Raw genomic sequence first — 26,203 nt, 5'->3', positions numbered from 1 at the left:
GAGAGTTATGGGTAGCCATTGGGTATATAAGCTTATTGTATATTCGAAACTTAAGAATAAATTAATGCTTACTTATGACAAAAATGAATTCTCCCTACCTTCTTACCGACCTGAATTGGCTCATGTGGCAATAGTAGGACATATAAATGAATTTGTAAAAGAGCATTTTCAGCTGAAAACGACTGTACTAAGGTGCTGTCGTCAACTCGAGAATATACGAATATATGAAGTAGAGATTCTGGAAGAAGAAAGCGTCCAATTTGCTAATCACGTATGGCTAACTTTATCACAACCGAGTGATTTGAAAAAATTGAATAGTGATGACCAAACGATACTGAAAAGTTGGATAGACACTCAAAGGTCAGTTGGAATTCCATGGTTTCATGTAGGATGGAGAAACCAAATGGAGAGATGGGCAGCCAATGTTTTGTCAAACAGTTCTTTAACATTTGCACAAATTAGAAGCTGGGAAAGGTCGGCTTTGTTTCGAATCATTTCAGATACACAGAACTACTATTTTAAAGCAGTACCGGATGTATTTAATCATGAACCTTTATTGAGCGATTACTTATTTCAACATTATCCTTTGTACGTACCTGAAATTGTACAAGTCGAACCGAACAAAAACTGGTATATCATGCGAGAAATACAAGGTTCTTTACTTGGCCAGACCGGAAAAATCGCTTACTGGAGACAAGCAATTGAACAGTTAGCAGTTATGCAAAAGCAATCTACTCGACATATTGACGAATTGAAAAAACGAAATTGTCCAGTTAGGCCTGTAGCAAAGGTAATTAAATCGTATGTAAAGTGTTCATTCGATGATTTATATGAGAGCCATCCTATTTCGAGGGAGACCTATCAAAAGTTGAACGCGAGTATCCCAACCATCATAAATATATGCGACAAGATAGAAAAATCGAATATTCCACTCGCCTTAGAGCATGGTGACTTTTTTGGTGGAAATATAATGGTGCAAAACGGCCAACCGGTTATTTATGACTGGTCTGATTGTACGTTATCACACCCGTTTCTGAGTATAATGGTCATCCTAAAAGAAGTGGAACAGTTTTTTTCAGAGGAAGTTGCTCAGTCATTGTTAAATGACTATTTGGAAAAATGGAGTGGCTTTGATTCTAAGCCCCATCTCATTGAGGAATATAATTGGCTGAAGGTCATTGCTCCTGTTTATTATCTAACGATTTATCAAACGTTTATCTTTCCTGCTTTTAACGACAATTGGGATAAAAAACAATTAATAGAGGGTTACATCACGGAGTGGTTGACTATGCCAATGCTATAAATTCTCTTTTTCAAGCTGTAGAGACTAGTGTCTACCTTGCAGTCTTTGTTCAATGCTTCTTGTCGCCTAGTTCCATTATAGCTTGGGTATGAACATGGCTACGTATATGCCACAAATTTTAACAACAACTGTTATACAAAGTTGATAGACTTTACGTTGAATCGTCTGTAAATTGGGGTAGAAGGGGACGGAAGAAATGATTGGTATCAATATACGTGTTTTACGTAAAAAGCATAAACTGAGTCAGGAACAATTGGCTGAAAAGGTAAATGTCTCACGACAGACTGTAGCAAAGTGGGAAAGCGAAGAAGCTTTTCCAGATATTTTTAAATGCAAGATGCTTAGTGATATATTTCAAGTAACGATTGATCAATTATCCCGAGATATGAGTGAAGAAGAAGCAAACCAGCTTCGTCCTAAGGGAAAGCAGTTTTTTGGTGTTGTGAAGGTGGGAGAACGGGGACAAATGGTGATTCCGAAACAGGCACGAGAAATGTATCAAATTCATGCAGGAGACAAACTCGTTGTCTTGGGAGAAGATGCGACAAAGGGAATCGCTATTTTGAAAAGTGAAGGCTTTCTGGAATTTGCCGACATGATTCGAAAGGCTGAACTGAAGGGTGAAACGGAATGAGTAAAATCGTTTTTTTCTCGATACCAGCACATGGCCACACGAACCCCACTATTCCGGTGGTAAGCGAATTAGTAAATAAAGGGCACCAAGTTTGGTATTATTCTTTTTTAGAGTTTCAACATAAAATAAAAGAAGCTGGCGCTATATTTATTGCTTGTGATAATTTTTTACCTCAAGTTTCACAAAAAGAGCTGGATAGTAAAGTAGGTAAAGACTTTGCAGCATTGATTGAAATGACAGCCGAGACAACAATGGCCTTGGATCAAAAGGTTTGTAAAGAATTAAAAGAAATTCAACCAGACTGTATTGTGTACGACTCGATGTGCATGTGGGGGAAATTATTTGCTGAAAAACTAGGAATACCCTCTATTTGTTCGACTACTTCGTTTGCTTTTAATCAACATACAGCAAAATTGATGAAGAGGAGCTTCATAGAAATCTGGAGAATGATTGTAGGCATGCGAAGGGTAAACAAAAAGATTAAGCAATTAAACGATCACGGTTATCGAGTAAAGAATGTAGTGTCCTTAATTCAAAATGATAATGAAACGGACACCATTGTGTACACGTCGAAGGATTTTCAGCCTCTGGCGGATACTTTTTCAGAACGCTATACGTTTGTCGGACCATCCATAAGGCAAACGGAGCCACTACAGGATGGTATAAGAGGGAGAAAAACAATCTATATCTCCCTTGGAACGGTACTCAATCAAAATCAAGATTTTTACGAAAACTGCCTTGTTGCATTTGCAAACGCGGATTATGATGTGGTGATGTCTGTTGGTGATAAAACGGATATTTCGTCTCTTGGTCGTATACCTGAAAACTTCACAGTAAAAAACGTGGTGGAGCAGATCTCTGTATTACAGGAAGCAGATGTATTTATTACCCATTGTGGAATGAATAGCACAAGTGAGGGCCTCTATTTTGGCGTTCCATTGATTTTATTTCCACAGCATGGCGAACAAAGAATGGTCGCTGATCGGGTTGCAGAGCTAGGCGCAGGATTTAAACTTAACTCTAATAAGCCAAAGCATTTAGCGGCAGCAGTAGCTGAAGTGCTTGTGAATCCTACCTATAAAAAAGAAGCACAGAAATTGGCAAAAAGCTTTCGGGAGGCAGGCGGTGCTGCCAAAGCAGCCAGTGTGATTCTGAGTAAAATTAGCTAGAAATCTAATGGAAAATCAAAGTACTGGGTTTATATTAAGTGAAATCAATATCGCTGTCCACATTCGTAAAGTGTTTGGTCAAAATGCCGAACGCTTTATTTATTTTTATGAAGGACAAGGCGTTAATGTTTTTCCACTGAAATTACAAGACTCAATTTTCTGTGTATCGATCCTGCCCCCATACGTTGTAGGTCAGGGCACGGCAATGAAAGCTAGGTCCCTTACACCATCTGTAAGTATTTTTCTAATTTTAGACTGGTTATAATGTGTATAGCTTCATCGATCGATGATCATTCCGGAAAATGAGAATCAAAGAGGGAGAGTTATACATGGGCAGCCAAGGAAAATTATTAGAGGTGCAAGACTTACAAAAACACTACGGAAAGAAAAATAATAGAACGAAAGCTTTAAACGGTGTTCGGTTTGATATTCTTCCTGGAGAATTTTTAGGAATCATGGGACCGAGCGGCTCTGGCAAAACGACATTGTTAAACTGCATTGCGACCATTATCAAACCGACGTCAGGGCGGGTCCTGTTAAATGGGCAAAACATTAGCGCGTTTGACAGCAAGGATTTGGCAGAGTATCGCGGCAGTCGTATTGGCTATTTGTTTCAGGACTTTGAACTGCTGGATAATTTAACGGGGCAAGAAAACATATTATTGCCATTGTCCATTCATGGAATTGATTTTGCCAAAGCACAAGCGAAAATAAATGAGCTAGCAGGTTTTTTAGAAATAACCGACATTCTTAACAAATTTCCCGCTCAGATGTCTGGGGGGCAAAAGCAAAGAGTCGCCGCTGCCCGTTGTTTGATTTCTGACCCTGATATCGTCCTTGCTGACGAACCGACAGGGGCTTTGGACACACGCTCGGCAAAAACGTTAATGAACAAGTTGGAAGGGATTAACCGGAGTAGTGGAAGAACGATTTTAATGGTTAGCCATGACCCGAATGCAGCAAGCTTCTGCTCAAGAATCCTATTTATTCAAGATGGTGTCATCTTTCATGAACTGCGTCGAAAACAGGATGAGCCACAAGAAACATTTTATGAACGAATTTTACAGGTACTAGCTCAGCTTGGGGGAGGAAGCGCCAATGTTCTCTAGGTTGGTTTTTCGTAATGCCAAACGAAGCCGTAAGGAAAATGCCATTTATTTTGCTACCCTTGTAACAGCAGTCGCTTCGTTTTATATCATTCTTTCGCTCGGAAAACAAGATGTTATATTATTTTTAAGGGAGTTTGAAAGTGATGCGATTGATAAACTTCTAGCTGAAATGCGGATTGTCTATCTGTTTGCATTATTTTTATTGTTTTTCTTGGTTTTATTTGCCAATCGGTACCAATTAAATCGAAGAAGTAAAGAGTTTGGGCTTTACCTAATGTTAGGAATGCGCAAGGAGCGTCTAATTGTCCAGCTTTTGGCTGAGGGGCTGATGACCTCTATTTTGGCACTCGCTGGAGGCCTTTTAGTAGGGGGCTTTTTAGCAGAAATCATTAGTTTAACCGTTTCTAAATTAGTCGGACAGGGGATCATCGGGCATCAATTTAGTTTGTCCGTAGAGGCGATTATTTTTACGATTATTGGCTTTTTATTGATCCAGTTTATCGCATTGGTCATGCTTGGTGGAAGATTGTTTCAACAGGAGGTCCATCAATTACTGTATGAGCAAATGGACAAGAAAACGGATATGGGGCATGTGAAAGGCAATGTACTCCATGTAGGACTAGGTTCTGTCTTACTAGGTGTTGCCTATTGGATCGTCTTATATCGGTTTGCGGACTTTGGCGGACTGCTTCTGTTTGCGGCACTCCTTTTTGGAAGCTTAGGAACGATCCTTTTTATAAGGGGATTTGGAAAACTACTAGGCATTTGGGCAAGTTTGTCCAAGCGTAAATCGATGAAAGGGCTGCACACCTTTACATTAAGGCAGTTTCAAGAGAATGTTGCTAACCGGTCAACTGCGGTTGCGGTTACATCGATTCTGCTCACGTTGTCGATTATTTTGATTGCCAATGGTGCTTCAACGATTTTAAGTTTAGACAGTTTGTATAATCGAGATTCCTCAGTATATGATTTTACGGTTAACGGAGAGAGTCAAAAAGTGGAGCCATTTTTGGCTTCCGAAAAAATGCGCCCTTATGTCGAAGACTCAAACCTGTTGGAAATGGGAAAGATGAACGATCAGGGAGAGCGCGCGGAAGATGGGATGCCACTGTCATTGGTTGATTGGTCTAAATTAAAAGAGCAACTCATCTTGGCTTTGCCTAGCCACTATAAGGAGCAACTTTTGTCTGGAGAAATGCAAAGTTACGATATTAGTTCGGAGAACCCCGAAGCCCTTAATTTGCTAGGGGTGTTAGAAATGGATACAACGACACCTTATCTAATTCCTGAATCGTCATATAATGGACTTTTAACAGCGATAGGAGAACAACCCCTGAACCTTGATTCAGATGAAATCGCCTTGTACTTTAACCCGGATTTTGTCCCTATGGAAAATCTTGATCGCATGCCTGTACTTGATTCGATTCTTGATAAGGCGGCAAAAGAGGGGCAACGTTTGCTGAGTATTGATAATCAAGACATGTTCATACGCCCATCGATTCCTATGAGAGGATTGGTAGCGGACCGTTCCGTGGAAATCTTTTCAGCCTTTATTGTGACTGACCGGATGTTTGAACAATTAGTCAATAAGGAAACGTATGTGTCCTATTGGAATTTCCGAATCCCGCAAAAGTTGCAGGAGCAGCAAGGTTTAATGAAACCACTAATGGAGGCTAGAGACATATTAACAACTTCAGGCTTCGCGTTTGAAAGTTACTTGCAAAACTTCGGGCGCCGGCTCTTCTATGTCGTTGCTGGGAGTTATACTGTCTTGTATATGGGATTCTTGTTTTTAATTATTGCTTGCACGGTATTGGCTTTACAATTTTTGACGCAAATGAAGCAGACTGGAGGGCGCTATGTCACCCTGTCGATGTTAGGCGCCAAACGTGATCAAATGAAAAAATCGATGCATACACAGGTGTTGTGGGCCTTTTTGTTACCGATGTCTCTCGCATGCGTAAGTGCAGCTGTTGGGATAAGGGCAATGATTTCATTTGTGGTCATTCGCTTTGAGGACGATCCCCTCCTGTATCCTATCGCGATTGCCTTTGCCTGTATCGTGATCGCCATTGTAGCGATTTATGGAGTCGCTGTTGCCCGTTCGGCTGACCATGAGATCGATAAATTACGGTGGAAGCCAAACATCGATTAACGAGTATCTGTACAGAGGAGGTGCTAAAGTGGCGAGGATTGCAATCGTTGAAGACGATGCATGGATGAGAGAAGAGTTAATGGATATTTTGAAAAAAGAAGGATTTGATGTCGTAGCGGTTACAGATTTCCATGACATTGCCCATCAAATTGCCACTTTGGCACCTGACTTAGTCTTGTTAGACATCAATTTACCAGGGCAATCTGGATTTGATCTATGCAAAAGCCTAAAATCGAAAGGGATTGGACCGATATTGATTTTGACGTCGAGAGACAAGTTACAAGATGAGTTACATGGATTTCATTTAGGTGCGGATGATTATTTGACGAAACCATGCAATCGCGATCGCTTATTGGCCCGCATTCAAAACTTGTTAAGAAGATTTGCGAGACAGCCAGGCTTGGTCGATGGCGGCGATTTTTCGCTTGATCCCAATACCTATACGTTGTATAAGGGATCCGAGTCGCTCGTCTTATCGGCGAATGAAGGAAAAATTTTATTGGCATTAGTACAGAATCGTCCTGAGATTGTGTCAAAAAAAGCGTTGAGTGAGCTTTTATGGGGAACCGACCAATTTATAGACGAAAACGCCATTCAAGTTAATCTCACGCGTTTGCGAAAGACGCTGCGGCCATTAAACTTGGAAGACCAAATTGAAACGGTAAGGGGCCAAGGGTATCGACTGAAGGAGTATAGACGATGAATCGGATCAAACACATTTATGCGTGTTTTCATGCGCATAAGCAATGGTTTTTTATGTTAATGCTAACCAATCTTTTATTTATTTTTTTCGCTTGGTTAGCTTACCCTGAAACGTTTAACGTTTTAGTAAGCTTAATGGTTGTTTTTACGTTAGCGATAATATCGGTATCTGTATTTCTGATTATAAGAAAGGAAAGAAGAATCGAAGCTGCCTTTGCAGATTTTTTGTTAGAACCGAATGAGGCAAACGAAGAAATGTTATGCCGGGTATCTCCGAAAACAAATTGGCCATTTATCCGCAGAATTGGAAGTGTTCTAAGGTCCTACCAAGAGGAACGAAATCAACAAGTGCTTGAGCTCGCCGATTATGAAAACTACATTGAAGGTTGGGTTCATGAAATGAAAAAACCTTTGTCATTGATGACATTGGTTTTAGATAACCGCAATGACGAAATGTCTCCCCTCGTTCGACAGCGTATGCTTCATGTCAGAGATCAAATGCGTGGAGATGTCGAGCGAATTTTATATTATGCCAGACTTGGAGCTGCCCATAAAGATTATCTGTTTGAGTCGATTCCTATTCTAGCGTTTTGTAAACGGACAATTGTAGATTACCAAACACTACTTGATGAATCTGGTTTTCAAATCCAGTTCAAAGGCGAAGAGACGGAAATTCTCTCCGACCGCAAAGGGTTAGCGTTTATTATAGAACAGGTTATTGCCAATAGTACAAAACACGTTACACAACATCAGGATAATCCATTGATCACATTTGAAACCGTGTATGACGAAAACAGAGACCAAACGATTTTGCATATTCGTGATAATGGACCGGGTGTTTCGGGAGAAGATTTACCGTTTATTTTTGATAAAGGTTTTACTGGAGGGCGAGGGGCTTACACAAGGCAAGCAACAGGGATGGGGCTTTTTTTAGTGAGCAAGATGGCTGATGATTTAGCGATTCAGTTGGAGGCCACGTCAGAGCCTGGCTCGGGTTTTACGTTGTCGTTAAAATTTCCGAATGTGAAAACATAGGATGTCGTACTGATCCTGATAACCCATTTTTTATGGCTCTGCCTTTCACACGTCCTTGCTTCCATGTGAAAGGCATGGAGGGATGCAGTACGACATCTTGACATCTCAAAATCTTATGTTATTCTATTACCGACAGACAGTCGGTCTATAACGAGGAGATGCAGTCATGAGAGTTGTAAAAGAAGCAGAAGAACGCAAAAACGAAATTCTTGACGCTGCAGAAGAGCTTTTTGGAGAGAAGGGCTTTGAAGGTACAAGTACAAAAGACATTCTTGAAAAAGTCGGAATCGCACGAGGAACGCTCTATTATCATTTCAAGTCAAAAGAGGCGATTATGGACGCGTTGATTGAGCGGCATAGTACTCGTATTTTAAGCGAGGCGCGGGTAATCGCTGCCGACAAAAGCATACCTGTTAGTGAGCGTATTATTGGCGTCGTCATGGCTTTAAACGTAAGTGGCGGAAGCGGCCAAGAAATAAAGGACCATATTCATAAGCCACAAAACGCGCTCATGCACCAGAAAATTGAAAAAGTCATTATTTCCAACGTACCGCAAATATTGACGGATATCATCCACGAGGGCATCGAATTAGGCTTGTTTAACACGCCGTTCCCGTACGAATGTATGGAAATGGTTGTAATCTATCTTAATACGGTTTTCGATGATGATATGGTAGAGATGACGGACGAAGAGCGTGTAAAACGCCTACATGGGTTTGTATTTAACTTAGAACGGTTGCTTGGAGCTGAGCGCGGAAGTCTCATGTATGTATTGGAGTTGTTTGCCAGTAAGGATGGAGGCGGCCATGAATAATCCAAAAATAGAAAATGGATTGAACAAATTTTTAGTCCTGTGGGTGGGTGAATTGATATCCAATATTGGTACAGGATTGACCGCATTTGCTCTTGGCGTATATGTGTGGCTACTGACACAATCAGCAGTAGATGTGGCAATGGTGGAAATGGCGGCACTGTTGCCGATGATTTTACTAGCTCCAGCTGCGGGGGTTCTTGCAGACCGCTTTGATCGAAGGCTGCTTATGATGTTAGGGGATATTGTGTCTGGATTTGCACTAGTTGTGTTGCTCGTACTTATTATCAATGGACATATTCAAGTGTGGCAAATCTGTGTTTGTATTGGGGTTAGTTCTTTGTTTTCGGCATTGTTAAATCCAGCCTATAAAGCTACGATTACCGACCTTCTAACAGAGGAAGAGTATGCCAAAGCAAGTGGGATGGTGGGCATTGCATCGTCTTCAAAGTTTTTGATTTCCCCTATTTTAGCGGGGTTCATTCTAGCCTTTTCTACGATTGAAGTGGTGCTTATCATTGATATTCTGACTTTTGCAATAGCGGTTATTGCCATTTTTTCGATAAGGAAATCACTTGCGATAAAGCCGCAGGTCAAGGAGAAATTGAATTTTTTCAAGGATTTAAAGGAAGGATGGTTGATTATTCTTGAATCGAAAGGAGTATTGCGATTAATTGTCCTTGTATCTTTTTTAATGTTTTATATGGGGATGATCCAGGTGCTGTCCAAACCGATGCTCCTCGCAATTACAGATGAAAAAACAACAGGCATTCTACTTACGATCATTGCCTGCGGAATGTTGGTGTCCAGCATTGTCATAGGCAACGGCATCCTTAAGAAAAACTATGTCAATGTCATGGTAGGAAGCTTTATCGTCGCTGGGGTTACAATGGCGGGTTTTGGTGCTACAACAAGCATTCCGGTCATCCTTCTCTCAGGTTTTTTATTCTTTGCCTCGCTGCCATTTGCGAATGCAAGTATCGATGTGCTCATTAGAAAATCAATTGATAATCATAAACAAGGGAGAGCATGGGGGCTTATTTCATTAATATCGCAAGTAGGATTTGTTGTTGCTTTTGTCATTGGCGGCTTTCTTGCAGACCATGTATTTAACCCTGCCTTTGCAGAAGGTGGTGTGCTTGCAGGTACGGTTGGCAAAATAATTGGGACAGGTGAAGCGAGAGGGATCGGATTTTTAATTATTCTTGCTGGACTAGGGCTTATCATTACGGCACTGTTTGTCTCTAGGTCAAGGGGCATTAGAGACATGGATACCCCAAATAGAGTCGGGACAGATAGGACGGGCATCTCAAAAACGTGAATGGCAAGAAAAGGAATGCCATAGTCAGGGGGAATTTTGTGTTCTTAAAAATGGTAAGGGATGATTTTCGAAGGAATAAAATCATTACAGCCGCCGTTTTTCTATTTATTATGTTCGCCGTTATGTTAGCGGCGAGTGCTGTCCATAACATCGCTCATTTGATTCCCTCGATGGCAGAGCTGCAAAAGCATGCAGTCCCAGCAGATATTACACAGATGCATTCTGGTGAGTTTGACCAGGAAGACATTGATCGATTTACTGAAGCACAGCGTGAGCATATCGCGATGCAGGAGACGATGGTGCTGCTGACGTTGGATGGAAGCCATATTCATTTTGGTGACAATCAAACGATGGCTGGAACGGTGCAAGATATTTCATTTGTTGTTCAAAATGAAAAATTTGATTTTATATTGGATTTGAATAATGAAAAGCTCGATGTAATGGAAGGGGAAGTCGCTGTTCCCATCTACTTCATGCAGCAATACAACTTGAAAATCGGCGAGACGATTACCGTAAAAAGCGGAGAATACGCGAAAGACTTTGTCATTTCAGACTATGCAAGAGATTATGAGATGAACTCTTCCCTTACGTCTTCGAAACGTTTTGTGCTCAATCAGGCAGATTATGATGAAATGTACACGATGCAGGCTGGGGAACGGGAATATTTGATCGAATTCAAGCTGACAGAGAACGGTGATTCCCAAGCCGTACAGACTGCCTATATCGAAGCTGGGCTTCCAGCAAACGGGCCCACAGTCGAAGGGGAAGTCTTTTTGCTATTTAATGCGCTCTCAGATGCAGCCGTGGCGATGGTGATCATCCTTATCAGTATGCTGATGGTTGTGATTGCTTTTCTATGTATCAGGCTTACGTTTCTGGCCACGATTGATGAGGATGTTAGAGAAATTGGTGTCATGAAAGCAATAGGTATATCCAAAAAGGAGATAAGGAAGGTGTACCTGACGAAATACAGAATCATATCAGTGATTGCAGGCATGACAGGTTATCTCCTTTCCTTTTTCGTAGTCCATCTGTTTAACAGGAATATGAGGCTTTACCTCTCTTCGGACTCGTCAGGAATTTTACCATATGTACTATCTTTTGCTGCTCCAATCGTGATCTATTTTCTCATTGTGATGTACTGCAAAAGCGTGTTGAAACGAATTGATAAAGTCTCTGCAGTGGAAGCTTTGCGCTCCAATATGACGGAACCTGGTAAAAAACAGAATTACCGTTTTCCCTTGCTTCACAACCGTTTTTTTAGCGTCAATCGTTACATGGGATTCCGAGATGTGTGGATACGATTTAAAATATACAGGCTGCTGCTGTTAATTTATATCGTATCCACGTTTATGGCGATTCTTCCTATGCATGTATATAACACCATGAATTCACCAGAGTTTTCTACGTATATGGGAATAGGAAAGTCTGATATGAGAATAGACCTTCGAATGACAGACACGATCACAGCGGATTTTACAAGATTGCACGAAGAGCTAGTGAACGATTCGGATATCGAAAAGCATGCAGCTTACATCACCAGTGCATACCAGGTCAAAAATACAGAGGGTTCATGGGACTATATTTATATCGAGATCGGCGATTTTTCCCTATTCCCATTAAACTATTTAGAAGGGAGGGCCCCGCAAGGAGAAGGAGAAATCTCGCTGTCTTATGCCAATGCTTCCGCTAACGGATTAAATAAGAAAGTGGGCGATGAAGTCGTCGTAAAGGCTGGCGGGAAGGAAAAGACGTTAACAGTAACGGGCATTTATCAGGATATTACCAATGGCGGAAAGACCGCAAAAGCACATACTGATCTTGGCATAAATAACGACGCTGTTCTTTGGATGCATGTGAGCATGAATGTAGCTACCGGTGTAAACATCCAGGAAAAAATGAACAACTACCAGACTACTTATGGATTTGCAAAAGTCACCGATATCAAGGAATATACAAAACAAACGCTCGGGAACATCATCGATCAAATGGGCATCATTGTCATTGGTGGAATGATTATAACTGTCCTTATGATTGTATTAATTACGGCCTTATTCTTGCGGATGTTATTATCCAAGGACGTGTCGCAAATTGCCATTATGCGAAGTATAGGACTCACGTCGAAACAAATTCGTCATCAATATATGGCGGGCACGTTGATGGTATTGGTTTTAGGAATCCTATTTGGTGCTTTAGCGTCAAATTATATAGGGGAGTTCCTAGTAAGTTTGGCGATGTCTTTTATGGGAGCTGCGAAAATTGAACTGGTTCAAGTGGCTTGGCAGACTTGGTTGCTATGGCCATTATTGCTGATTGTCACCGTTGCAATAACGCTATACGTGTCGTGTAAGCCAGCTGTAAAAGGAGATCTATCTGCCAGGCTGAAAGTTTAAAGGTCTAATGGTGGAGCGTCCAGAGAAAATGACTATTGGCAAAGGCGGAATATAAATGGCGAATTTATTAGAGGCAAGAAATATAAACAAGTCAGTAGAACTTGGAAACGGTCAGTGGCTCCACATCTTAAAGAATGTAAGCTTAGAAATTGAAGCAGGGGAATTCGTATCGATAATGGGGCCGTCAGGAAGCGGGAAGTCGACGCTGATTTATCATCTAAGCGGCATGGACCGCATTTCTTCTGGAAATGTGACATTTAAAGGCATTGAAGTCGGAGGTCTGGCTGAAGAGGAACTGGCACAAATTCGCTTGAATCACATAGGATTTATTTTTCAGCACATGAACTTACTGAAGAATCTGTCTCTGATTGATAATGTGATGTTTCCTGCTCTTGTATCCAAAGGTGCTAATAAACATGCGGTGCACCAAAAAGCAAAAAAACTGTTGGAAATGACGGGAATAGAAAGGCTTGCCAATCGCCAAATCAATCAAGGCTCAGGCGGCCAGTTGCAAAGAGCCGCCATTTGTAGAGCATTGATCAATGATCCAGATATCATTTTTGGAGACGAGCCGACTGGCGCATTGGATTCCAAATCGTCGGCAGAAGTGATGTCCATTCTGGCAGAAATAAATCAACAAGGGACAACGATCGTTCTTGTAACACATGATGCAAAGGTGGCTGCAAAAACTGAAAGAGTATTGTTTATGATTGATGGCAATGTTGTGGCCGAAAAGCAATTGGGTAAGTACGATCCGCAGCATGATGATATAAAGACAAGGGAAGAAAGCATAATGAAGTGGTTAGTGGAAAATGGGTTTTGATGAACCGAAACCCATCACCGTTTTCCACTGAAACATGAGTTGGCGATCAGGTTATTTATTGGTTATTCTCAATTGGCAGATTGGGCTGTTATTTTGATTAGTACGTTTTTATTTTGGGTGATTCATGTGCCCCAATATAAAGGCGTTTCTTTAGCGCTAGTAGGCGTATTTATAAACGGGCTCCTCTTTGCTTTGTTGTTTTATGTTACAGGTTCGATCATTCCCTCCCTCCTTGCCCACGCTGTCTATAACGTTGGAATAGGGATTTACTTTATGAAAGCAAAGTAAGCCATCGGGATTGTCCACGATGGTTAGTAGAAATAAGGACCCCCTTTTCTCTCGATAAAATCGATTGAAAAGGGGTTTTTATCTCTGTTATACAACGTCGGTTACTAGGGCAATAAAGGTTGCATGGCGGATCATGCCTGTATATGATGGGCATATAGTATATATACATTATATGAAGATATCGGGATCAATGTGTTTGTGGACGGAGCCTTGATCGAGGTTACAATTCAGCAATCAATATCAAAAAGAAGGGATTCGTTTATTAGCGACTGCCTAATGAATCGATAAACTCTTGGAACAAGAGGGTTAGCTTGGTCCATTTCGTCCGCTACCAAAAGGGGCGATTACCCAAGAAGCCCCCACTTAATGACCTACAAGGGTGATAAGTGGTGGGTAGTTCACAAAATACAGAAGAGGGATTGGCATGCAAATCATTATTTCCAACAGTTCAAAGGAGCCAATTTATGAACAAATTACGAATCAAATTAAATCGGCTATTTTATCGGGTGAGCTGCCAGAGGGAACGGCAATCCCCTCTATGCGTAAACTCGCAAAGGACTTACAAATTAGTGTAATAACGACAAAGCGTGCCTATGAGGAGTTAGAAAAGGCCGGTTTTATTTATTCTATTGTCGGAAAAGGCTCTTTTGTTGCCGAGCAAAATTTGGAGGTTATGAGGGAGAAGAAGTTAAGGGTCATTGAGGAGCAGCTGAGTACGGTCATTGCAAATAGCAAGGAAATCGGGCTGTCCGTTGAAGAGCTGCAGGAATTATTGAAGATTTTATATGAGGAGTAAAAGGATGGAACATGTAATCGAATTAAAAAATGTAACGAAGACATTTAAAGATTTTTCCATTAACGATGTTGATTTACAAGTAAAGCAAGGCTTTGTAACGGGATTCATTGGTGCCAATGGAGCTGGTAAATCAACAGTGTTAAAAATAATGATGAATTTATTAAAGCCTGATGCCGGGGAAGTTAAGGTTTTTGGGCTCGACTATAAAACGCATGAGAAGGCGATCAAGGACCGGATTGGATTTGTTTATGATGCGAATGTTTTTTTTGAAGGGCTGAACTTAAAAGATATAAAGCGCATTGTGGCGCCAGCTTACAAACGCTGGGATGACACGTCGTTTTATCAATATGTTAACCAATTCGAATTACCTCTTAATAAAGCGATAAAGACATTCTCGAAAGGAATGCAAATGAAGGCTTCATTGGCGATCGCGCTATCCCATCATGCAGAGCTGATCATTATGGATGAGCCAACAGCAGGCTTAGACCCTATTTTTAGGCGGGAGCTGTTGGATCTTTTACAAGAATTGATGATTGACGGCAATCGGACGATTTTCTTTTCTACCCATATAACGACTGATTTGGATCGGATCGCTGATTATATCGCTTTTATACGAAGAGGGAAATTGGTATTTAATAAGTCGATCCACGATATCGCTGAAAATTATGCCCTTGTTAAAGGAAGAAACGAACTATTGGATAGGGACACAGAAAAGGCCTTTGTTCATACTCATCGTGCAGCAACTGGATTTGAAGCATTAACGGATAACATTGAGGCAGTGAACGATATCTTCGGCGACACGGTTGTGATAGAACGAGCCTCTTTGGAGGATATTATGTACTATTTGAAAGAGGGTACACACGATGTTTAATTTAATCAAACGTGATCTCATCTTACAGAAAAGGCAACTAATCGTGTATCTTCCCTTTATTTTATTTTTTATTATTATGGATGCTCATCCAGTTTTGATTTTTCTCGTCGCCAGTATCTTTATTCCCTTTAACACGCATGCTTACGATGAAAAAGCTGAAACAAACATATTATTAAATTCCTTACCTTATACACGGACGGAAATTATTGCATCCCGTTACATTGGTGCGATTGTTTATATGGGTTTAGCGATTGTAATTACTAGTTTGGCGTTGTTTGTTTTTAATAAGCCTTTTACGATGGCAGATATTGCCATGGGCAGTGGGTTATTCTTATTGTTTGTCTCGTTTACCTTTCCTTTATTCTATATATTTAAACCGGGCTTTATTTCCATCGTTGTTCTGATTAGTTTCTTCCTTTTCGTAGGCATTGGGCCGTCTATTGTGATATCTTTAGCTGAACAATTATCAGCAGTTACCGACTTTGTTGTCCATTTATCAGTCCCGGCTTTATATTCAGGAGCGGCACTCATTATCTTGGCAGTTTATGTTCTTTCTTGGGGAATTACCCATGTGATTTACCAACGAAAAGTGTTCTAAGCCGTCTGGCCCACATGATGCGATCCGCGTTGGGAGTAAGGTCTCCATGGCGCGTACTGCATAATAAAAGTTAGTGCCACTATCTTTGTGAAGCAGCTGCTGCAATTGGCTATCCTTTAAAAAGGTATCAGCGGCCAGCCAAATCAATCAGTTAGTTGAGCAGTTGCAGCATATGCGTGTCCAATAAAATTGGCTCTGTCGTCAGCTTTTCTAGCCGAAACTCTGGAATTAATTCCGCTGCGGTCAGTGGTTCTTGGCGCTCAATTAAACCGCTTAACGCTGCTAGTAGACCAACAATGTCCTCTGGCCGGCACCCATTTGCGCGGATCGCTGCCAATGACAAATCACGATGCCGTTTGGCCAGCCGCCGCCCATCCGGACCATAAAGCAATGGCACATGTGCAAACCGGGGAGCGGTATATCCGAGCGCGGCATAAAGCAATAGCTGTCTTGGTGTGGAGTCGTATAAATCTTGGCCACGGAGGACATCCGTAATGCCCATTAACGCATCGTCGACAACAACAGCAAGTTGATAGCTTATGATGCCGTCCGCACGCTGAACGACAAAATCGCCGCCGCGGCGGAGCAGCTTCTCCATTTCTAAGTCCATTTTTTCAGCAGTGGGCCATTTGTCTACGGCAAAGCGTAATGAAGGCGTCTTTTTGGCCGCTTTGGCAGCTCGCTCCGCCGCGGTCAGCCTTTTGCATGTTCCAGGATAGGCTTGGCCTTCCGAGGCAACGCCGTGGGGAGCGCTAGCGACTGCTTGCAGTTCAGCTCGGCTGCAATAACAATGGTATAGCAACTGTTGCTTTTGCAAGTTGTGTAGTGCTTCTTCATAAAGGTGCAGCCGCTTCGATTGGTAATAGGGGCCGTTTTCTCCGCCTTGATCTGGGCCTTCATCCCAATCCAAACCGAGCCAGTGCAAATCGTCCATCATTGGCCCAACGAGCTCGTTCCTTGACCGTGGACGATCGATGTCTTCAATACGTAAAATGAACTGTCCGCCTCCTTGCCGCACTTGCAGCCAAGAGAGCAAGGCAACGTAAAGGTTGCCGAGATGGAGCTCGCCTGACGGGGTGGGCGCGAACCGGCCTCTCAGTTGATTCATTGTAATCACCCTGTACAAAAAACGAGCGAAGGATCGTTATCCTTGCTCGTTTTATCGGTTTTAGCAACGTTCTAAGTAGATACAAAAATTTGCCGTTGCCTGTGTGACAGGCATGTTCGTACAGAAAAATCATATCATGGACTGCCTGTCTGGGCAATTTTTTTGCTGCTCAATGGGTGTAGAGAGGAGGAGGCGTTTGTGTAGAACGCCGTACCTCCTGCAATCCCATATAGTTTTTCCCATAGTTGTTGCATCGTAGCTTCAGCTAAGAATGTGGGGAGATGAAACTGGTCCCAGCCTTTTACTATTCTGTTTGGGTGAGGAGATTGATCACTTCTTCTGTCGCTTTCGCGATCAGTTCATCATCATATTCGGCATCCTTTTCGTCTTTGCTAGATAGGATGGCTAAAATAATTGGCTCTTTTTCAGGTGGCCAAAGAATGGCAATATCATTTCGAGTCCCATAGGAACCTGCTCCTGTTTTGTCACCAACTTCCCAACCTTCCGGCACCCCAGCACGTATTAAAGCATCTCCAGTCGTGTTTCCTATTAGCCAATCGATTAACAGTTCCTGTTTGTCAGCTGGCAGCGCCTCTCCTAAAGTAAATTCTTGCAAGCTTTTGGCCAACGCCTCTGGTGTACTCGTATCTTGGATCTCTCCAGGTTCAACATTATTGAGCTCAGGTTCGATTCGTTCAGGTTCGGTTACCGTGTCTCCCATTGCTCGAAGTCCTTCTTTAAAGCCCTCTGGCCCGCCAATTTCATCAAAAATTAAGTTTGCAGCAGTGTTATCGCTATAACGAATCGAAGCATCGCTTAACTCTCTTAGTGTCATGCCTGTCTCAACGTGGTTTTCGGTAATTGGATTGTAGTTTACTAAATCATCGGCCGAGTATGTAATCAATTGTTCCAACTCTTCGATTGATTTTTGTTGAAGCAGAACGCCAACAGCAAGTGGTTTATGGGCAGACGCATAGGTAAATCGCTCATCAGCGCGATAGGAAACGGTTTGTCCTGTCCCGGTGTCTAAAGCAAATACGCCAAGACGGGCAGCGTACTCTTCTTCTAACGCTTTAAAAACCGCCTCTCCAGTCTCGACAGACTCTTCAGGTTCAGGTTCGTTGGAAACCGGTTGCTCATTGCCATTCGAACAACCAAACAGTAAACAGGCACCTACAAGGATAGACGACGTCATTTTTGTTTTCAGCATAAAAAAACTCCTTTTCGTAACGTGTGATGCGCTTTGACTACGCATGTAATCTAATATTACATTTGTAGTCTTTTTTGTCAATAGAAATTTACATTCACGGATGGGAATGCTACAATTTTTTATGGTTATGGATTGTGGGGAGTCAGAAGCAAAAGGATGGAAGATGGGGATATAAATGACGTTACCGCATATTTTACTTTCTCTTATATTAATAACGGCAACGATTCTAGTGATCTTTTTTGCGAGAGCCGTTTTTTATAAACAATTATCGGCAAAATGGCGTTATCAATTATGGTTTTTACTCATTACTGTGTTGACGCTTCCGTTTATACCGATTCATCTATTGACGGGCTTGTCTTTTTTTGACCAAGGGCGTCAGCAGACCACCTATTCATCTTCGGAACGTTTCGGTTTTACGGATCAAAATGAGCAGTGGATGGTTGATTTTGGCACGTCCGTTAGTCGCTTTGACTATACGTTCCTTCATACTGCGGTTGTTTCCATCTGGATTACAGGAATGATTTTTTTCCTCTTATTGACTTTATACCATTATGCAAAGCTACAACGGTTAGTAAAAGCTGCAAGTCGCATACAAAATCAAAAAATCCAAAAGGCGTTTAGCGATTGCATGGCAGAATTGCAAATAACGAATAAATTAACGATTTTAGAATCCCCTGCCATCCAAACGCCGATGACCTTTGGATTGTTAAAGACGTACATCTTGTTGCCCAAAAATATCGAATTGTATCTATCTGATGATGAAATCAGACATGTGTTGTTGCATGAGTTGCACCATTATAAAAGCAAACATATTAAAGTGAACTATATATTTGTCGTTTACCAAATTGTTTATTGGTTCCATCCTTTAGTATGGAAAGCCTTTAAAGAGATGCGCCTTGATCGGGAATTAGCTTGTGATACGGAGGTCTTGCTTACATTGGGCCAGCGGGAGTATAAAACGTATGGCCAGACAATCATGCGTTTTCTAGAAAGAAATTCTCGATTTTTACATTTGACGAACCAGCTGCATAGTTCGAAAAAGGCTTTAAAAATACGGATCTTGAATATTGCTTCTTTTACTGGCGAGTCAAAGCGGCGCCAATTAAAAAGCATGGTTGTTTTTGCTGTTCTCACCGTTTTTGTCATTGCTCAATTTCCTTTTTTAACGGCAACCGCTGTTTCTACAGAGCGCTACCAATTTGATGATAGCCAGGCGATTGTTGAAGATTACAGCACTCATTTTGCAGGAAATGAGGGTAGTTTTGTATTATATAGCTTAAACAGCGACCAGTTCGAAATCTATAATAAAGAAAAAAGTGTAAGAAGAGTCTCCCCCAATTCTTCCTATAAAATTTACACCGCGCTCATGGCTTTGGAACTAGGAGTGATCGGGCGAGATGATTCATGGTTAGAGTGGGATGGAGTCGAATACGAGGATGAAGCCTGGAATAGCGGGCAAGATTTGAAATCGGCGATGAGCCAATCGGTCACTTGGTACTTTCAAGAGTTAGACGAGCGGATAAAACAAAGGAACATTCAATCTTTTGTAAACCAATTAGACTATGGGAATAAAGATCTTTCCGGTGGATTAAATCACTATTGGTTGGAATCTTCCTTGAAGATATCACCGGTAGAACAAGTGGAGCTTCTCCATTCCTTCTATACAAACCAACTGGACTTTAAAGAAGAGCATGTGCAATTCGTTAAAGAGGTTATGAAACTTGAACAAAATCAAAAGGGAACGCTTTATGGAAAAACGGGGACTGGCATTGTGAACGGCCATGCAATAAATGGTTGGTTTATCGGATTTGTCGAAACTGAAACGGATACGTACTTTTTTGCGACAAACATTCAACAGCAAGACCATGCATATGGAAGCACGGCTGCTGAAATCACTTTATCCATTCTGTCAAGCAAAGGAATTTATTGATTAGTTGTGGCAAAAGGAGAGGGAAAGATGTCGAACCAAACACCTAGCATATCGGAAGCAGAATGGGAAGTAATGAAAGTCTTGTGGAAAAAGGGACGGCAAACAGCCAATCAAGTCATCTCCGCGATCCAAGAGCAAACGGACTGGAAGCCGAAAACGATTCGTACGTTACTGGATCGATTAACGAAGAAGAAAGTAGTAGGCGTGGATAAAGAACAGAAAATCTATGTCTTCTTTCCGCTATATTCAGAAGAAGAGTGTAAGCACGCAGAAGCACAGTCTTTTGTAAAGAGAGTTTACGGGGGAACAGTAAAACCATTGTTGGTCCAGTTCTTGGAGGAAGAATCATTAACAAAAGAAGAGCTGGATGAACTGTATGCGATTTTAGAACAAAAACGGAAAGAATAGTCGATTCGAAAGGCAGCCTCTCAAACTGAGAGGCTGCCTCCGTTCATTTACAGAGGATGTTCGGTTTTACATTACTCAAAACGGGATTCGTTTTGAGTGAATGACATAATCATGTTCCGCTGCCCAGGCAACTAAGCCTTTCCAGAAATCTTCGCAGGCTGACACGATCTTCGTCGGTTTTGCTAAGTTTCCAGACATCGCTAACTCGGCAACATGGTCGAAGCCTTTTGGCCGATGGGGCAGTTCCAGCGCTTCAGGCAAGACCATTGCCCTCGTTGAAAAGAGTGTCTGATTGTGGAGGCCGATCAACATTGCGCCATAGTGGGCAAAGTGCAATGCCAAGGATGGCAAGTAGGAAGAAGGGCCGTTTCGGTTTACATTTCGAAGCTTGCCAACATATTCATACATTTCCGCTACAAGGATTTCATGAATAGCTTGGCGGAAATCTTCTTTTGTCGGCGATTCAGCTGCGAGCCGCAAGCGTTGAAAGAAGCCTTCAGGATCATAGAGACGAAGCGGAGAGAAGTAAGGCCCATGTGTCAGTGGCCATCGTTCTTCAACAGTTGCAGCCTCTTTTAGCAGAATACTTGCACGACAAACGTCAACTTCCGCCTTCCACGGTCCTGCTGACCATTCATAACTTTTATCTACCGTTTCAGTCGAGTCACGGAGTACGCAAAACATCTCAATATCTGAGAAAGGGCCATCTGTGCCTCTGGACACAGATCCGTAGACGCCAATGGCGAGAACGTCATTGCCATAAACCTCGTGTAATCTCTTGGCAATTTCATGGCAAGTCTGAAGTCTTTCTTTTTGCGACATTGATGCAGGTCCATTCATGTTCATTCACATCCATCTCCTTTTGTTTCAATTTGAGTGTGTGATATGAACGATGGATGGAGGACCTCGAGATTAACGGGGGACTTTTTTTCGGTGCACTCGAACCACCCCTATATGTTTGATTAAGAAAAGGTTACCTAAAAGGCATTTAATTGGCAAGGGAAATGACATAATTGTTTGCCATTTGTTCTTCAGGTAGTGATGATTTCGCACGCTCGAATTCGATCTCATGACCGTATGTCGGAGGGATGGTTGCGGGGATTATCCAAGCTATTGGTTGCGTAGGGGGAAATGTTTGAAATCGGCTCACTTTTAGAAAAGCTGTGTTAGACCGATGTTTTTTGTTGTGTAAATGAATATTGAATAAAAGCAGCAATATGGGGATTTTGCAAAGAATAAAATACCCATTTTCCGTCTTTGCGGCTTTTGGCGACGCCGGCTTGTTTTAATTGGCGCAAGTGGTGCGATGCCGTTGCTGTAGAGCTGCCGATGATATGGGCAACATCGCATACACATAGCTCTTGTTCAGTTGTAAGGGCATAAGCAATTTTCAGCCTTGTTTCATCTGCTAACGCTTTAAACATAGTAGAAAGGGGCGCAAACGTCTCCTTTTTTACATTTTCTTGGACTCGTTTCACTTTCTGCTCATCATAACAAAACACTTCACAACGGTCGCCGTCGTTTGCTTTCTTGTTCATATTCATCCCCTCCTAAGTCGTGAAAATGGTGTCATTCATTTTAGACAGATTCTGTTTTTTTGTCAATTCTCTGCTTGGACGGGCAAATGCGTCATCATTCAAATAAATGTTTGAATAATAGATTGACATAGCGCATCGTTGTCGATACACTTACATTCAAATAAATATTTGAATAATGGAGCTAGTCATAAAAGGGGGCTTAGGATATGGGGGATGAACATGCCTCTGTCTATCGTGTAGATGGCTTTACATGCGCGAACTGTGCAGGGAAATTTGAAAAAAACGTTAAGGACTTGCCAGGGGTCAAAGATGCTAAAGTGAACTTTGGTGCCTCGAAACTAACCGTCTACGGTGAGGCAACGATAGAAGCGCTGGAGGAAGCAGGTGCATTTGAACAGCTAAAAGTGACAAAGGAGCCGAGCCGGCGGCAGCCTTTTCAATATACACAAATTCCTTTTTATAAAAAACACCGCTCGATTCTTTTATCGGTCTTATTGCTTGTGTTTGGCTACGTGTTTCAATTTAAATATGGCGAGTCGAATATCGGAACGGTCGGTTTGTTTTTAACAGCAATTCTTGCCGGTGGCTTTCCTTTGCTAAAAACGGGAATTCGTAATGTAGCGCGGCTTGAATTTAATATGAAGACGTTAATGACGGTGGCTGTTATTGGCGGTGCCATCATTGGCGAATGGGGAGAAGTCGCAGTCGTTGTGATTTTATTCGCCATTAGCGAAGCGCTCGAACGATTTTCGATGGACCGGGCGAGAAAGTCGATTCAGTCGTTAATGGACATTGCCCCAAATGAAGCACTCATAAAGCGGAATGGCCAAGAGTTCACTGTTCATGTTGGTGATATTGTCGTTGGCGACATCATGATTGTGAAACCTGGCCAGAAAATCGCAATGGATGGAATAGTGGTGCATGGCCATTCTTCTGTAAACCAAGCAGCGATTACAGGAGAATCGGTTCCTGTGGAAAAGGCGGTTGATGACGAGGTTTTTGCTGGCACGTTAAATGAAGAAGGGCTGCTTGAAATCAAAGTTACAAAGTTAGTCGAGGACACGACGATTTCAAAAATTATCCACCTTGTCGAAGAAGCACAGGGTGAACGGGCTCCGGCACAAGCGTTTGTCGATAAATTTGCTAAGTATTATACACCGATTATTATGGTGGTCGCTGCCCTTGTTGCAATCATTCCCCCGTTATTTACGGGAGGGAATTGGAGTACTTGGGTTTACCAAGGGTTAGCTGTTCTTGTTGTTGGCTGCCCATGCGCATTGGTCATTTCCACGCCAATTTCGATTGTCTCTGCGATTGGCAATGCTGCTAAAAAAGGGGTGCTTGTCAAAGGTGGCGTTTATTTAGAAGAAATGGCTTCACTAAAAGCAATTGCATTTGACAAAACAGGGACATTGACGAAAGGTATTCCTGTTGTTACCGACTTTGCCTTATTGAATCCCCAACTTGATCAAAGGCAACTGTTTGCAATTGTGGCGGCATTAGAGAATCGTTCGCAACATCCTTTGGCTTCTGCCATCGTCGCCAAGGCAGAAGACGAACAACTGCCTTATCACGATTATATGGTTGAGAACGTCACGGCGCTCACGGGCAAAGGCATTACAGGAACAGTCAATGGAAAAACGTATTACGTTGGCAGTCCGAAGCTGTTCCAAGAACGGTTGCCGACTTGGGACATAACGCCATTTGCGCAAAACATCAAAAGCTTGCAACAACAAGGGAAAACAGCGATGCTGGTCGGGACAGAAACGGAGTTGCTCGCCATCGTCGCTGTCGCAGATGAAGTGCGCCCATCAAGCAAAGAAGTGATTCGTAAACTTCATGAAGCAGGCATAGCGAAGACAGTAATGCTTACAGGAGATAACAAACAGACTGCCCATGCCATCGGCCAAGCTGTAGGCGTTGCTGATATTCAGGCAGAGTTAATGCCTGAAGACAAATTACGTTTTATTAAACAATGGCAAGAGAACCATGGCCATGTGGCCATGGTTGGTGACGGCGTTAATGACGCTCCTGCACTTGCTGCGGCAACGGTTGGCATCGCTATGGGCGGAGCAGGCACAGACACGGCGTTGGAGACAGCCGACATTGCCCTAATGGGCGATGACTTAAAGAAGCTTCCCTTTACAGTGAAGCTGAGCCGCAAAACATTGAACATCATTAAAGCAAACATTGCTTTTGCAATTGCTATTAAACTAGCGGCATTGCTCCTCGTTGTCCCAGGATGGCTAACCCTTTGGATAGCAATTCTCTCAGACATGGGCGCTACGCTGTTGGTTGCCTTAAACAGCATGAGGCTAATCGGTGTAAAAGAGTAGGCCGATTTGGGTAGCTAAACTTTTGGGACTTTTGTAGGAAAGGGTTGGTCATGATGGAGTATGATGTAGTCGTTATTGGTGGCGGCCAAGCAGGCCTGGCAGTTGGTTACTATTTGAAAAAGCAAAAGCGACCATTTCTTATAGTAGATGAGCAAAACGAGGCAGGCGATTCGTGGCGAAAACGGTATGATTCCCTTGTTTTGTTTACACCAAGGTGTTACAGCAGCTTGCCTGGTCTTGCCTTTAGCGGCGATCCAAACGGTTATCCGACAAAAGATGAAATGGCCGACTATTTATGGACGTATAAAGAAACGTTTCAGCTACCAGTTGCTTACAAGACAAAGGTAGAAAGGCTAGAGAAAAAGCGTGATCGCTTTAAGGTTTGGACTACAAGTGAGGGGAAAACGTATGATGCCAAGCAAGTCATTATCGCCACAGGTGCCTTTCACACGCCTTTTATCCCACCGCTTGCCAACAGCATCCATCCTGGAATTGCCCAATTGCATGCTTCCGATTACAAGGGGCTAGAACAAATCGTTGCTGGTCCCATTTTGATTGTTGGTGCTGGCAATACAGGAGTGCAAATAGCGGCTGAATTAGTGGAGCACCACGATGTCATACTGGCTTGTGGAAACAAGCCGAACGTTTTGCCCCAGTCGGTCTTTGGAAAAAATCTATTTTGGTGGTTTGATAGGCTTGGCCTTTCGAAGGCAACGATCAACTCTGTACTCGGAAAGTGGCTGCAAAAAAGAGATCCAATTATCGGGAACGATTTTCATACAGTAAGAAAAAGGGCGAAATTAAAAGGACGCTTAATAAACGTGACTGGTTCAAAGGCTTATTTTGCGGAAGGTTCTCCTGTTTCTGTTCAAACGATTATTTGGGCAACAGGATATAGAAATGATTATTCATGGATTGATATTGATGGTGTTTTCGATCAGGAGCAAAAACCAATTCACGTTAGAGGTGTGACAAATGTAAACGGCTTGTTTTTTGTAGGCCTAAGTTGGCAATATAAACGAGGTTCTGCCCTTGTCAAAGGAGTGGGGGAAGATGCTGCATACATTGTTAGCCAACTGTCAAAACATTCATGAATAAACATGGTATGATGCAAACGAGGGGGAATACGGGTGAAGGGATGAATCAACGTGTGTATATCGATTAATAGGTTACAAGAAAGCGACGCCGAGGAATTGCATAAGTTTGAAACCGATAATCGGGCTTTTTTCGAACAAATGGTGCCAAGCCGAGGCGAAGCATATTATCAATTTGAAACGTTTAAATTTAGACATGGAGAGCTGCTGACTGAACAAGACGACACTAACTCGAGATTTTATTTAATTAGGGATGAAAGGGGAAACATAGTCGGCAGAATCAATCTTGTTGCCATTGATAAGCCTAAGCGCGTGGCCGAAGTTGGCTTTAGAGTAGGAGAAAATTATGTGGGAAAAGGAATTGCTTCTAACGCATTAAAACAGTTACTTGAAACGGAAAAAGGCTTTCAAACAATAAAAGGAAAAACGACAAGCAACAATATTGCCTCTCAAAAAACGATGGAAAACAACGGCTTTAAAAAAGTCGGCATTAGTGAGGAAGTATTTGAATTCAATGGCGAAAAAGTAATGTTTGTCCATTACATTTGGGAACGTACGGAGATTAGCTGAA

Annotated in this window: 24 protein-coding genes; 20 read left to right on the top strand and 4 right to left on the bottom strand. The window is 42.2% G+C overall.

Going from position 1 to position 26,203, the window contains the following annotated elements; genetic code table 11:
* Window positions 1-7: 7 nt before the first annotated feature.
* From BC8716_RS05180 to BC8716_RS05110, 15 genes are all read left to right on the top strand, one after another.
* Window positions 8-1,303 carry a phosphotransferase gene (locus tag BC8716_RS05180; protein ID WP_094424250.1) on the top strand — a complete coding sequence of 432 codons (1,296 nt, stop codon included), beginning with the start codon at window positions 8-10 and terminating at the stop codon, window positions 1,301-1,303.
* Between the two features lie 196 nt (window positions 1,304-1,499).
* Window positions 1,500-1,937, top strand: a complete 438-nt coding sequence (locus tag BC8716_RS05175; RefSeq protein WP_011245113.1) for a helix-turn-helix transcriptional regulator — start codon at window positions 1,500-1,502, stop codon at window positions 1,935-1,937.
* On the top strand, window positions 1,934-3,106 hold the full coding sequence (locus tag BC8716_RS05170; protein ID WP_035202380.1) for a macrolide family glycosyltransferase: 1,173 nt from the start codon (window positions 1,934-1,936) through the stop codon (window positions 3,104-3,106). Before BC8716_RS05175 ends, BC8716_RS05170 begins: the two co-directional genes overlap by 4 nt.
* A 329-nt stretch (window positions 3,107-3,435) precedes the next feature.
* On the top strand, window positions 3,436-4,215 hold the full coding sequence (locus tag BC8716_RS05165; protein ID WP_094424249.1) for an ABC transporter ATP-binding protein: 780 nt from the start codon (window positions 3,436-3,438) through the stop codon (window positions 4,213-4,215).
* On the top strand, window positions 4,205-6,370 hold the full coding sequence (locus tag BC8716_RS05160) for an ABC transporter permease (protein ID WP_094424248.1): 2,166 nt from the start codon (window positions 4,205-4,207) through the stop codon (window positions 6,368-6,370). Before BC8716_RS05165 ends, BC8716_RS05160 begins: the two co-directional genes overlap by 11 nt.
* Before the next feature lie 28 nt (window positions 6,371-6,398).
* Window positions 6,399-7,073, top strand: a complete 675-nt coding sequence (locus tag BC8716_RS05155) for a response regulator transcription factor (protein WP_094424247.1) — start codon at window positions 6,399-6,401, stop codon at window positions 7,071-7,073.
* Window positions 7,070-8,107, top strand: a complete 1,038-nt coding sequence (locus tag BC8716_RS05150) for a sensor histidine kinase (protein ID WP_094424246.1) — start codon at window positions 7,070-7,072, stop codon at window positions 8,105-8,107. The genes BC8716_RS05155 and BC8716_RS05150 overlap by 4 nt, the downstream gene beginning before the upstream one ends.
* Before the next feature lie 166 nt (window positions 8,108-8,273).
* Window positions 8,274-8,921 carry a TetR/AcrR family transcriptional regulator gene (locus tag BC8716_RS05145; protein ID WP_094424245.1) on the top strand — a complete coding sequence of 216 codons (648 nt, stop codon included), beginning with the start codon at window positions 8,274-8,276 and terminating at the stop codon, window positions 8,919-8,921.
* The gene (locus BC8716_RS05140; RefSeq protein ID WP_094424244.1) at window positions 8,914-10,239 is read left to right on the top strand and encodes an MFS transporter; all 1,326 of its coding nucleotides are present in this window, start codon (window positions 8,914-8,916) and stop codon (window positions 10,237-10,239) included. Before BC8716_RS05145 ends, BC8716_RS05140 begins: the two co-directional genes overlap by 8 nt.
* Before the next feature lie 38 nt (window positions 10,240-10,277).
* The gene (locus tag BC8716_RS05135) at window positions 10,278-12,632 is read left to right on the top strand and encodes an ABC transporter permease (RefSeq protein ID WP_094424243.1); all 2,355 of its coding nucleotides are present in this window, start codon (window positions 10,278-10,280) and stop codon (window positions 12,630-12,632) included.
* 55 nt (window positions 12,633-12,687) lie between these two features.
* A complete protein-coding gene (locus BC8716_RS05130) occupies window positions 12,688-13,455 on the top strand; it encodes an ABC transporter ATP-binding protein (protein ID WP_094424242.1) in 768 nt (255 codons plus the stop codon).
* Window positions 13,456-13,494: 39 nt separating this feature from the next.
* Window positions 13,495-13,743, top strand: coding sequence for a CPBP family intramembrane glutamic endopeptidase (locus BC8716_RS05125; protein ID WP_257392285.1), 249 nt, complete (start codon window positions 13,495-13,497; stop codon window positions 13,741-13,743).
* A 424-nt stretch (window positions 13,744-14,167) separates the two neighbouring features.
* Window positions 14,168-14,539, top strand: a complete 372-nt coding sequence (locus BC8716_RS05120; RefSeq protein WP_094424240.1) for a GntR family transcriptional regulator — start codon at window positions 14,168-14,170, stop codon at window positions 14,537-14,539.
* A gap of 4 nt (window positions 14,540-14,543) precedes the next feature.
* Window positions 14,544-15,410: an ABC transporter ATP-binding protein gene (locus tag BC8716_RS05115; protein ID WP_094424239.1), complete on the top strand. Its 867-nt coding sequence runs from the start codon at window positions 14,544-14,546 to the stop codon at window positions 15,408-15,410.
* Window positions 15,403-16,008, top strand: a complete 606-nt coding sequence (locus BC8716_RS05110; protein WP_094424238.1) for an ABC-2 transporter permease — start codon at window positions 15,403-15,405, stop codon at window positions 16,006-16,008. The genes BC8716_RS05115 and BC8716_RS05110 overlap by 8 nt, the downstream gene beginning before the upstream one ends.
* Before the next feature lie 151 nt (window positions 16,009-16,159).
* Here BC8716_RS05110 and gluQRS read toward each other — a convergent pair whose 3' ends face one another.
* Together gluQRS and blaBCL are read right to left on the bottom strand one after the other, a co-directional pair.
* Window positions 16,160-17,116 (bottom strand): tRNA glutamyl-Q(34) synthetase GluQRS, encoded by a 957-nt coding sequence (gene gluQRS / locus BC8716_RS05105; RefSeq protein WP_179289872.1) that lies wholly within the window; start codon window positions 17,114-17,116, stop codon window positions 16,160-16,162.
* Window positions 17,117-17,420: 304 nt separating this feature from the next.
* On the bottom strand, window positions 17,421-18,326 hold the full coding sequence (gene blaBCL / locus BC8716_RS05100; RefSeq protein WP_094424237.1) for a BCL family class A beta-lactamase: 906 nt from the start codon (window positions 18,324-18,326) through the stop codon (window positions 17,421-17,423).
* Window positions 18,327-18,501: 175 nt separating this feature from the next.
* Between blaBCL and BC8716_RS05095 the strand changes: the two genes are divergently transcribed.
* The gene (locus BC8716_RS05095; RefSeq protein ID WP_094424236.1) at window positions 18,502-20,256 is read left to right on the top strand and encodes a BlaR1 family beta-lactam sensor/signal transducer; all 1,755 of its coding nucleotides are present in this window, start codon (window positions 18,502-18,504) and stop codon (window positions 20,254-20,256) included.
* 27 nt (window positions 20,257-20,283) lie between these two features.
* Window positions 20,284-20,664, top strand: a complete 381-nt coding sequence (blaI, locus tag BC8716_RS05090) for a penicillinase repressor BlaI (protein ID WP_094424235.1) — start codon at window positions 20,284-20,286, stop codon at window positions 20,662-20,664.
* 75 nt (window positions 20,665-20,739) lie between these two features.
* On the opposite strand, the gene aadD2 is transcribed toward blaI, so the two are convergent.
* Both aadD2 and BC8716_RS05080 read right to left on the bottom strand, forming a co-directional pair.
* Entirely contained in the window at window positions 20,740-21,510 is a 771-nt protein-coding gene (gene aadD2 / locus BC8716_RS05085; protein WP_094424234.1) for an aminoglycoside O-nucleotidyltransferase ANT(4')-Ib, read from the bottom strand.
* 320 nt (window positions 21,511-21,830) lie between these two features.
* The gene (locus BC8716_RS05080) at window positions 21,831-22,208 is read right to left on the bottom strand and encodes an ArsR/SmtB family transcription factor (protein ID WP_011245131.1); all 378 of its coding nucleotides are present in this window, start codon (window positions 22,206-22,208) and stop codon (window positions 21,831-21,833) included.
* A gap of 200 nt (window positions 22,209-22,408) precedes the next feature.
* On the opposite strand from BC8716_RS05080, the gene BC8716_RS05075 reads away from it, so the two are divergent.
* From BC8716_RS05075 to BC8716_RS05065, 3 genes are read left to right on the top strand one after another with little or no spacing between them, the layout of a single operon-like run.
* The gene (locus BC8716_RS05075) at window positions 22,409-24,538 is read left to right on the top strand and encodes a heavy metal translocating P-type ATPase (RefSeq protein WP_094424233.1); all 2,130 of its coding nucleotides are present in this window, start codon (window positions 22,409-22,411) and stop codon (window positions 24,536-24,538) included.
* Window positions 24,539-24,588: 50 nt separating this feature from the next.
* On the top strand, window positions 24,589-25,632 hold the full coding sequence (locus BC8716_RS05070) for a flavin-containing monooxygenase (RefSeq protein WP_094424232.1): 1,044 nt from the start codon (window positions 24,589-24,591) through the stop codon (window positions 25,630-25,632).
* Between the two features lie 54 nt (window positions 25,633-25,686).
* Window positions 25,687-26,202, top strand: coding sequence for a GNAT family N-acetyltransferase (locus tag BC8716_RS05065; protein WP_094424231.1), 516 nt, complete (start codon window positions 25,687-25,689; stop codon window positions 26,200-26,202).
* Window position 26,203: the final 1 nt, after the last annotated feature.

It is taken from the genome of Shouchella clausii (genome assembly GCF_002250115.1).
Lineage (GTDB): Bacteria > Bacillota > Bacilli > Bacillales > Bacillaceae_D > Shouchella > Shouchella clausii.
The sequence above is the reverse complement of the archived record's forward strand: the minus strand, read 5'-3'. Positions and strand labels throughout refer to the sequence as shown.

Bases quoted from the DNA above. Each gene is read 5' to 3' on its own strand.
- BC8716_RS05180 (WP_094424250.1), top strand. From the start codon at position 8: ATGGGTAGCCATTGGGTATATAAGCTTATTGTATATTCGAAACTTAAG.
- BC8716_RS05175 (WP_011245113.1), top strand. From the start codon at position 1,500: ATGATTGGTATCAATATACGTGTTTTACGTAAAAAGCATAAACTGAGT.
- BC8716_RS05170 (WP_035202380.1), top strand. From the start codon at position 1,934: ATGAGTAAAATCGTTTTTTTCTCGATACCAGCACATGGCCACACGAAC.
- BC8716_RS05165 (WP_094424249.1), top strand. From the start codon at position 3,436: ATGGGCAGCCAAGGAAAATTATTAGAGGTGCAAGACTTACAAAAACAC.
- BC8716_RS05160 (WP_094424248.1), top strand. From the start codon at position 4,205: ATGTTCTCTAGGTTGGTTTTTCGTAATGCCAAACGAAGCCGTAAGGAA.
- BC8716_RS05150 (WP_094424246.1), top strand. From the start codon at position 7,070: ATGAATCGGATCAAACACATTTATGCGTGTTTTCATGCGCATAAGCAA.
- BC8716_RS05145 (WP_094424245.1), top strand. From the start codon at position 8,274: ATGAGAGTTGTAAAAGAAGCAGAAGAACGCAAAAACGAAATTCTTGAC.
- BC8716_RS05140 (WP_094424244.1), top strand. From the start codon at position 8,914: ATGAATAATCCAAAAATAGAAAATGGATTGAACAAATTTTTAGTCCTG.
- BC8716_RS05130 (WP_094424242.1), top strand. From the start codon at position 12,688: ATGGCGAATTTATTAGAGGCAAGAAATATAAACAAGTCAGTAGAACTT.
- BC8716_RS05120 (WP_094424240.1), top strand. From the start codon at position 14,168: ATGCAAATCATTATTTCCAACAGTTCAAAGGAGCCAATTTATGAACAA.
- BC8716_RS05115 (WP_094424239.1), top strand. From the start codon at position 14,544: ATGGAACATGTAATCGAATTAAAAAATGTAACGAAGACATTTAAAGAT.
- BC8716_RS05110 (WP_094424238.1), top strand. From the start codon at position 15,403: ATGTTTAATTTAATCAAACGTGATCTCATCTTACAGAAAAGGCAACTA.
- gluQRS (WP_179289872.1), bottom strand. From the start codon at position 17,116: ATGAATCAACTGAGAGGCCGGTTCGCGCCCACCCCGTCAGGCGAGCTC.
- blaBCL (WP_094424237.1), bottom strand. From the start codon at position 18,326: ATGCTGAAAACAAAAATGACGTCGTCTATCCTTGTAGGTGCCTGTTTA.
- BC8716_RS05095 (WP_094424236.1), top strand. From the start codon at position 18,502: ATGACGTTACCGCATATTTTACTTTCTCTTATATTAATAACGGCAACG.
- blaI (WP_094424235.1), top strand. From the start codon at position 20,284: ATGTCGAACCAAACACCTAGCATATCGGAAGCAGAATGGGAAGTAATG.
- aadD2 (WP_094424234.1), bottom strand. From the start codon at position 21,510: ATGAACATGAATGGACCTGCATCAATGTCGCAAAAAGAAAGACTTCAG.
- BC8716_RS05080 (WP_011245131.1), bottom strand. From the start codon at position 22,208: ATGAATATGAACAAGAAAGCAAACGACGGCGACCGTTGTGAAGTGTTT.
- BC8716_RS05075 (WP_094424233.1), top strand. From the start codon at position 22,409: ATGGGGGATGAACATGCCTCTGTCTATCGTGTAGATGGCTTTACATGC.
- BC8716_RS05070 (WP_094424232.1), top strand. From the start codon at position 24,589: ATGATGGAGTATGATGTAGTCGTTATTGGTGGCGGCCAAGCAGGCCTG.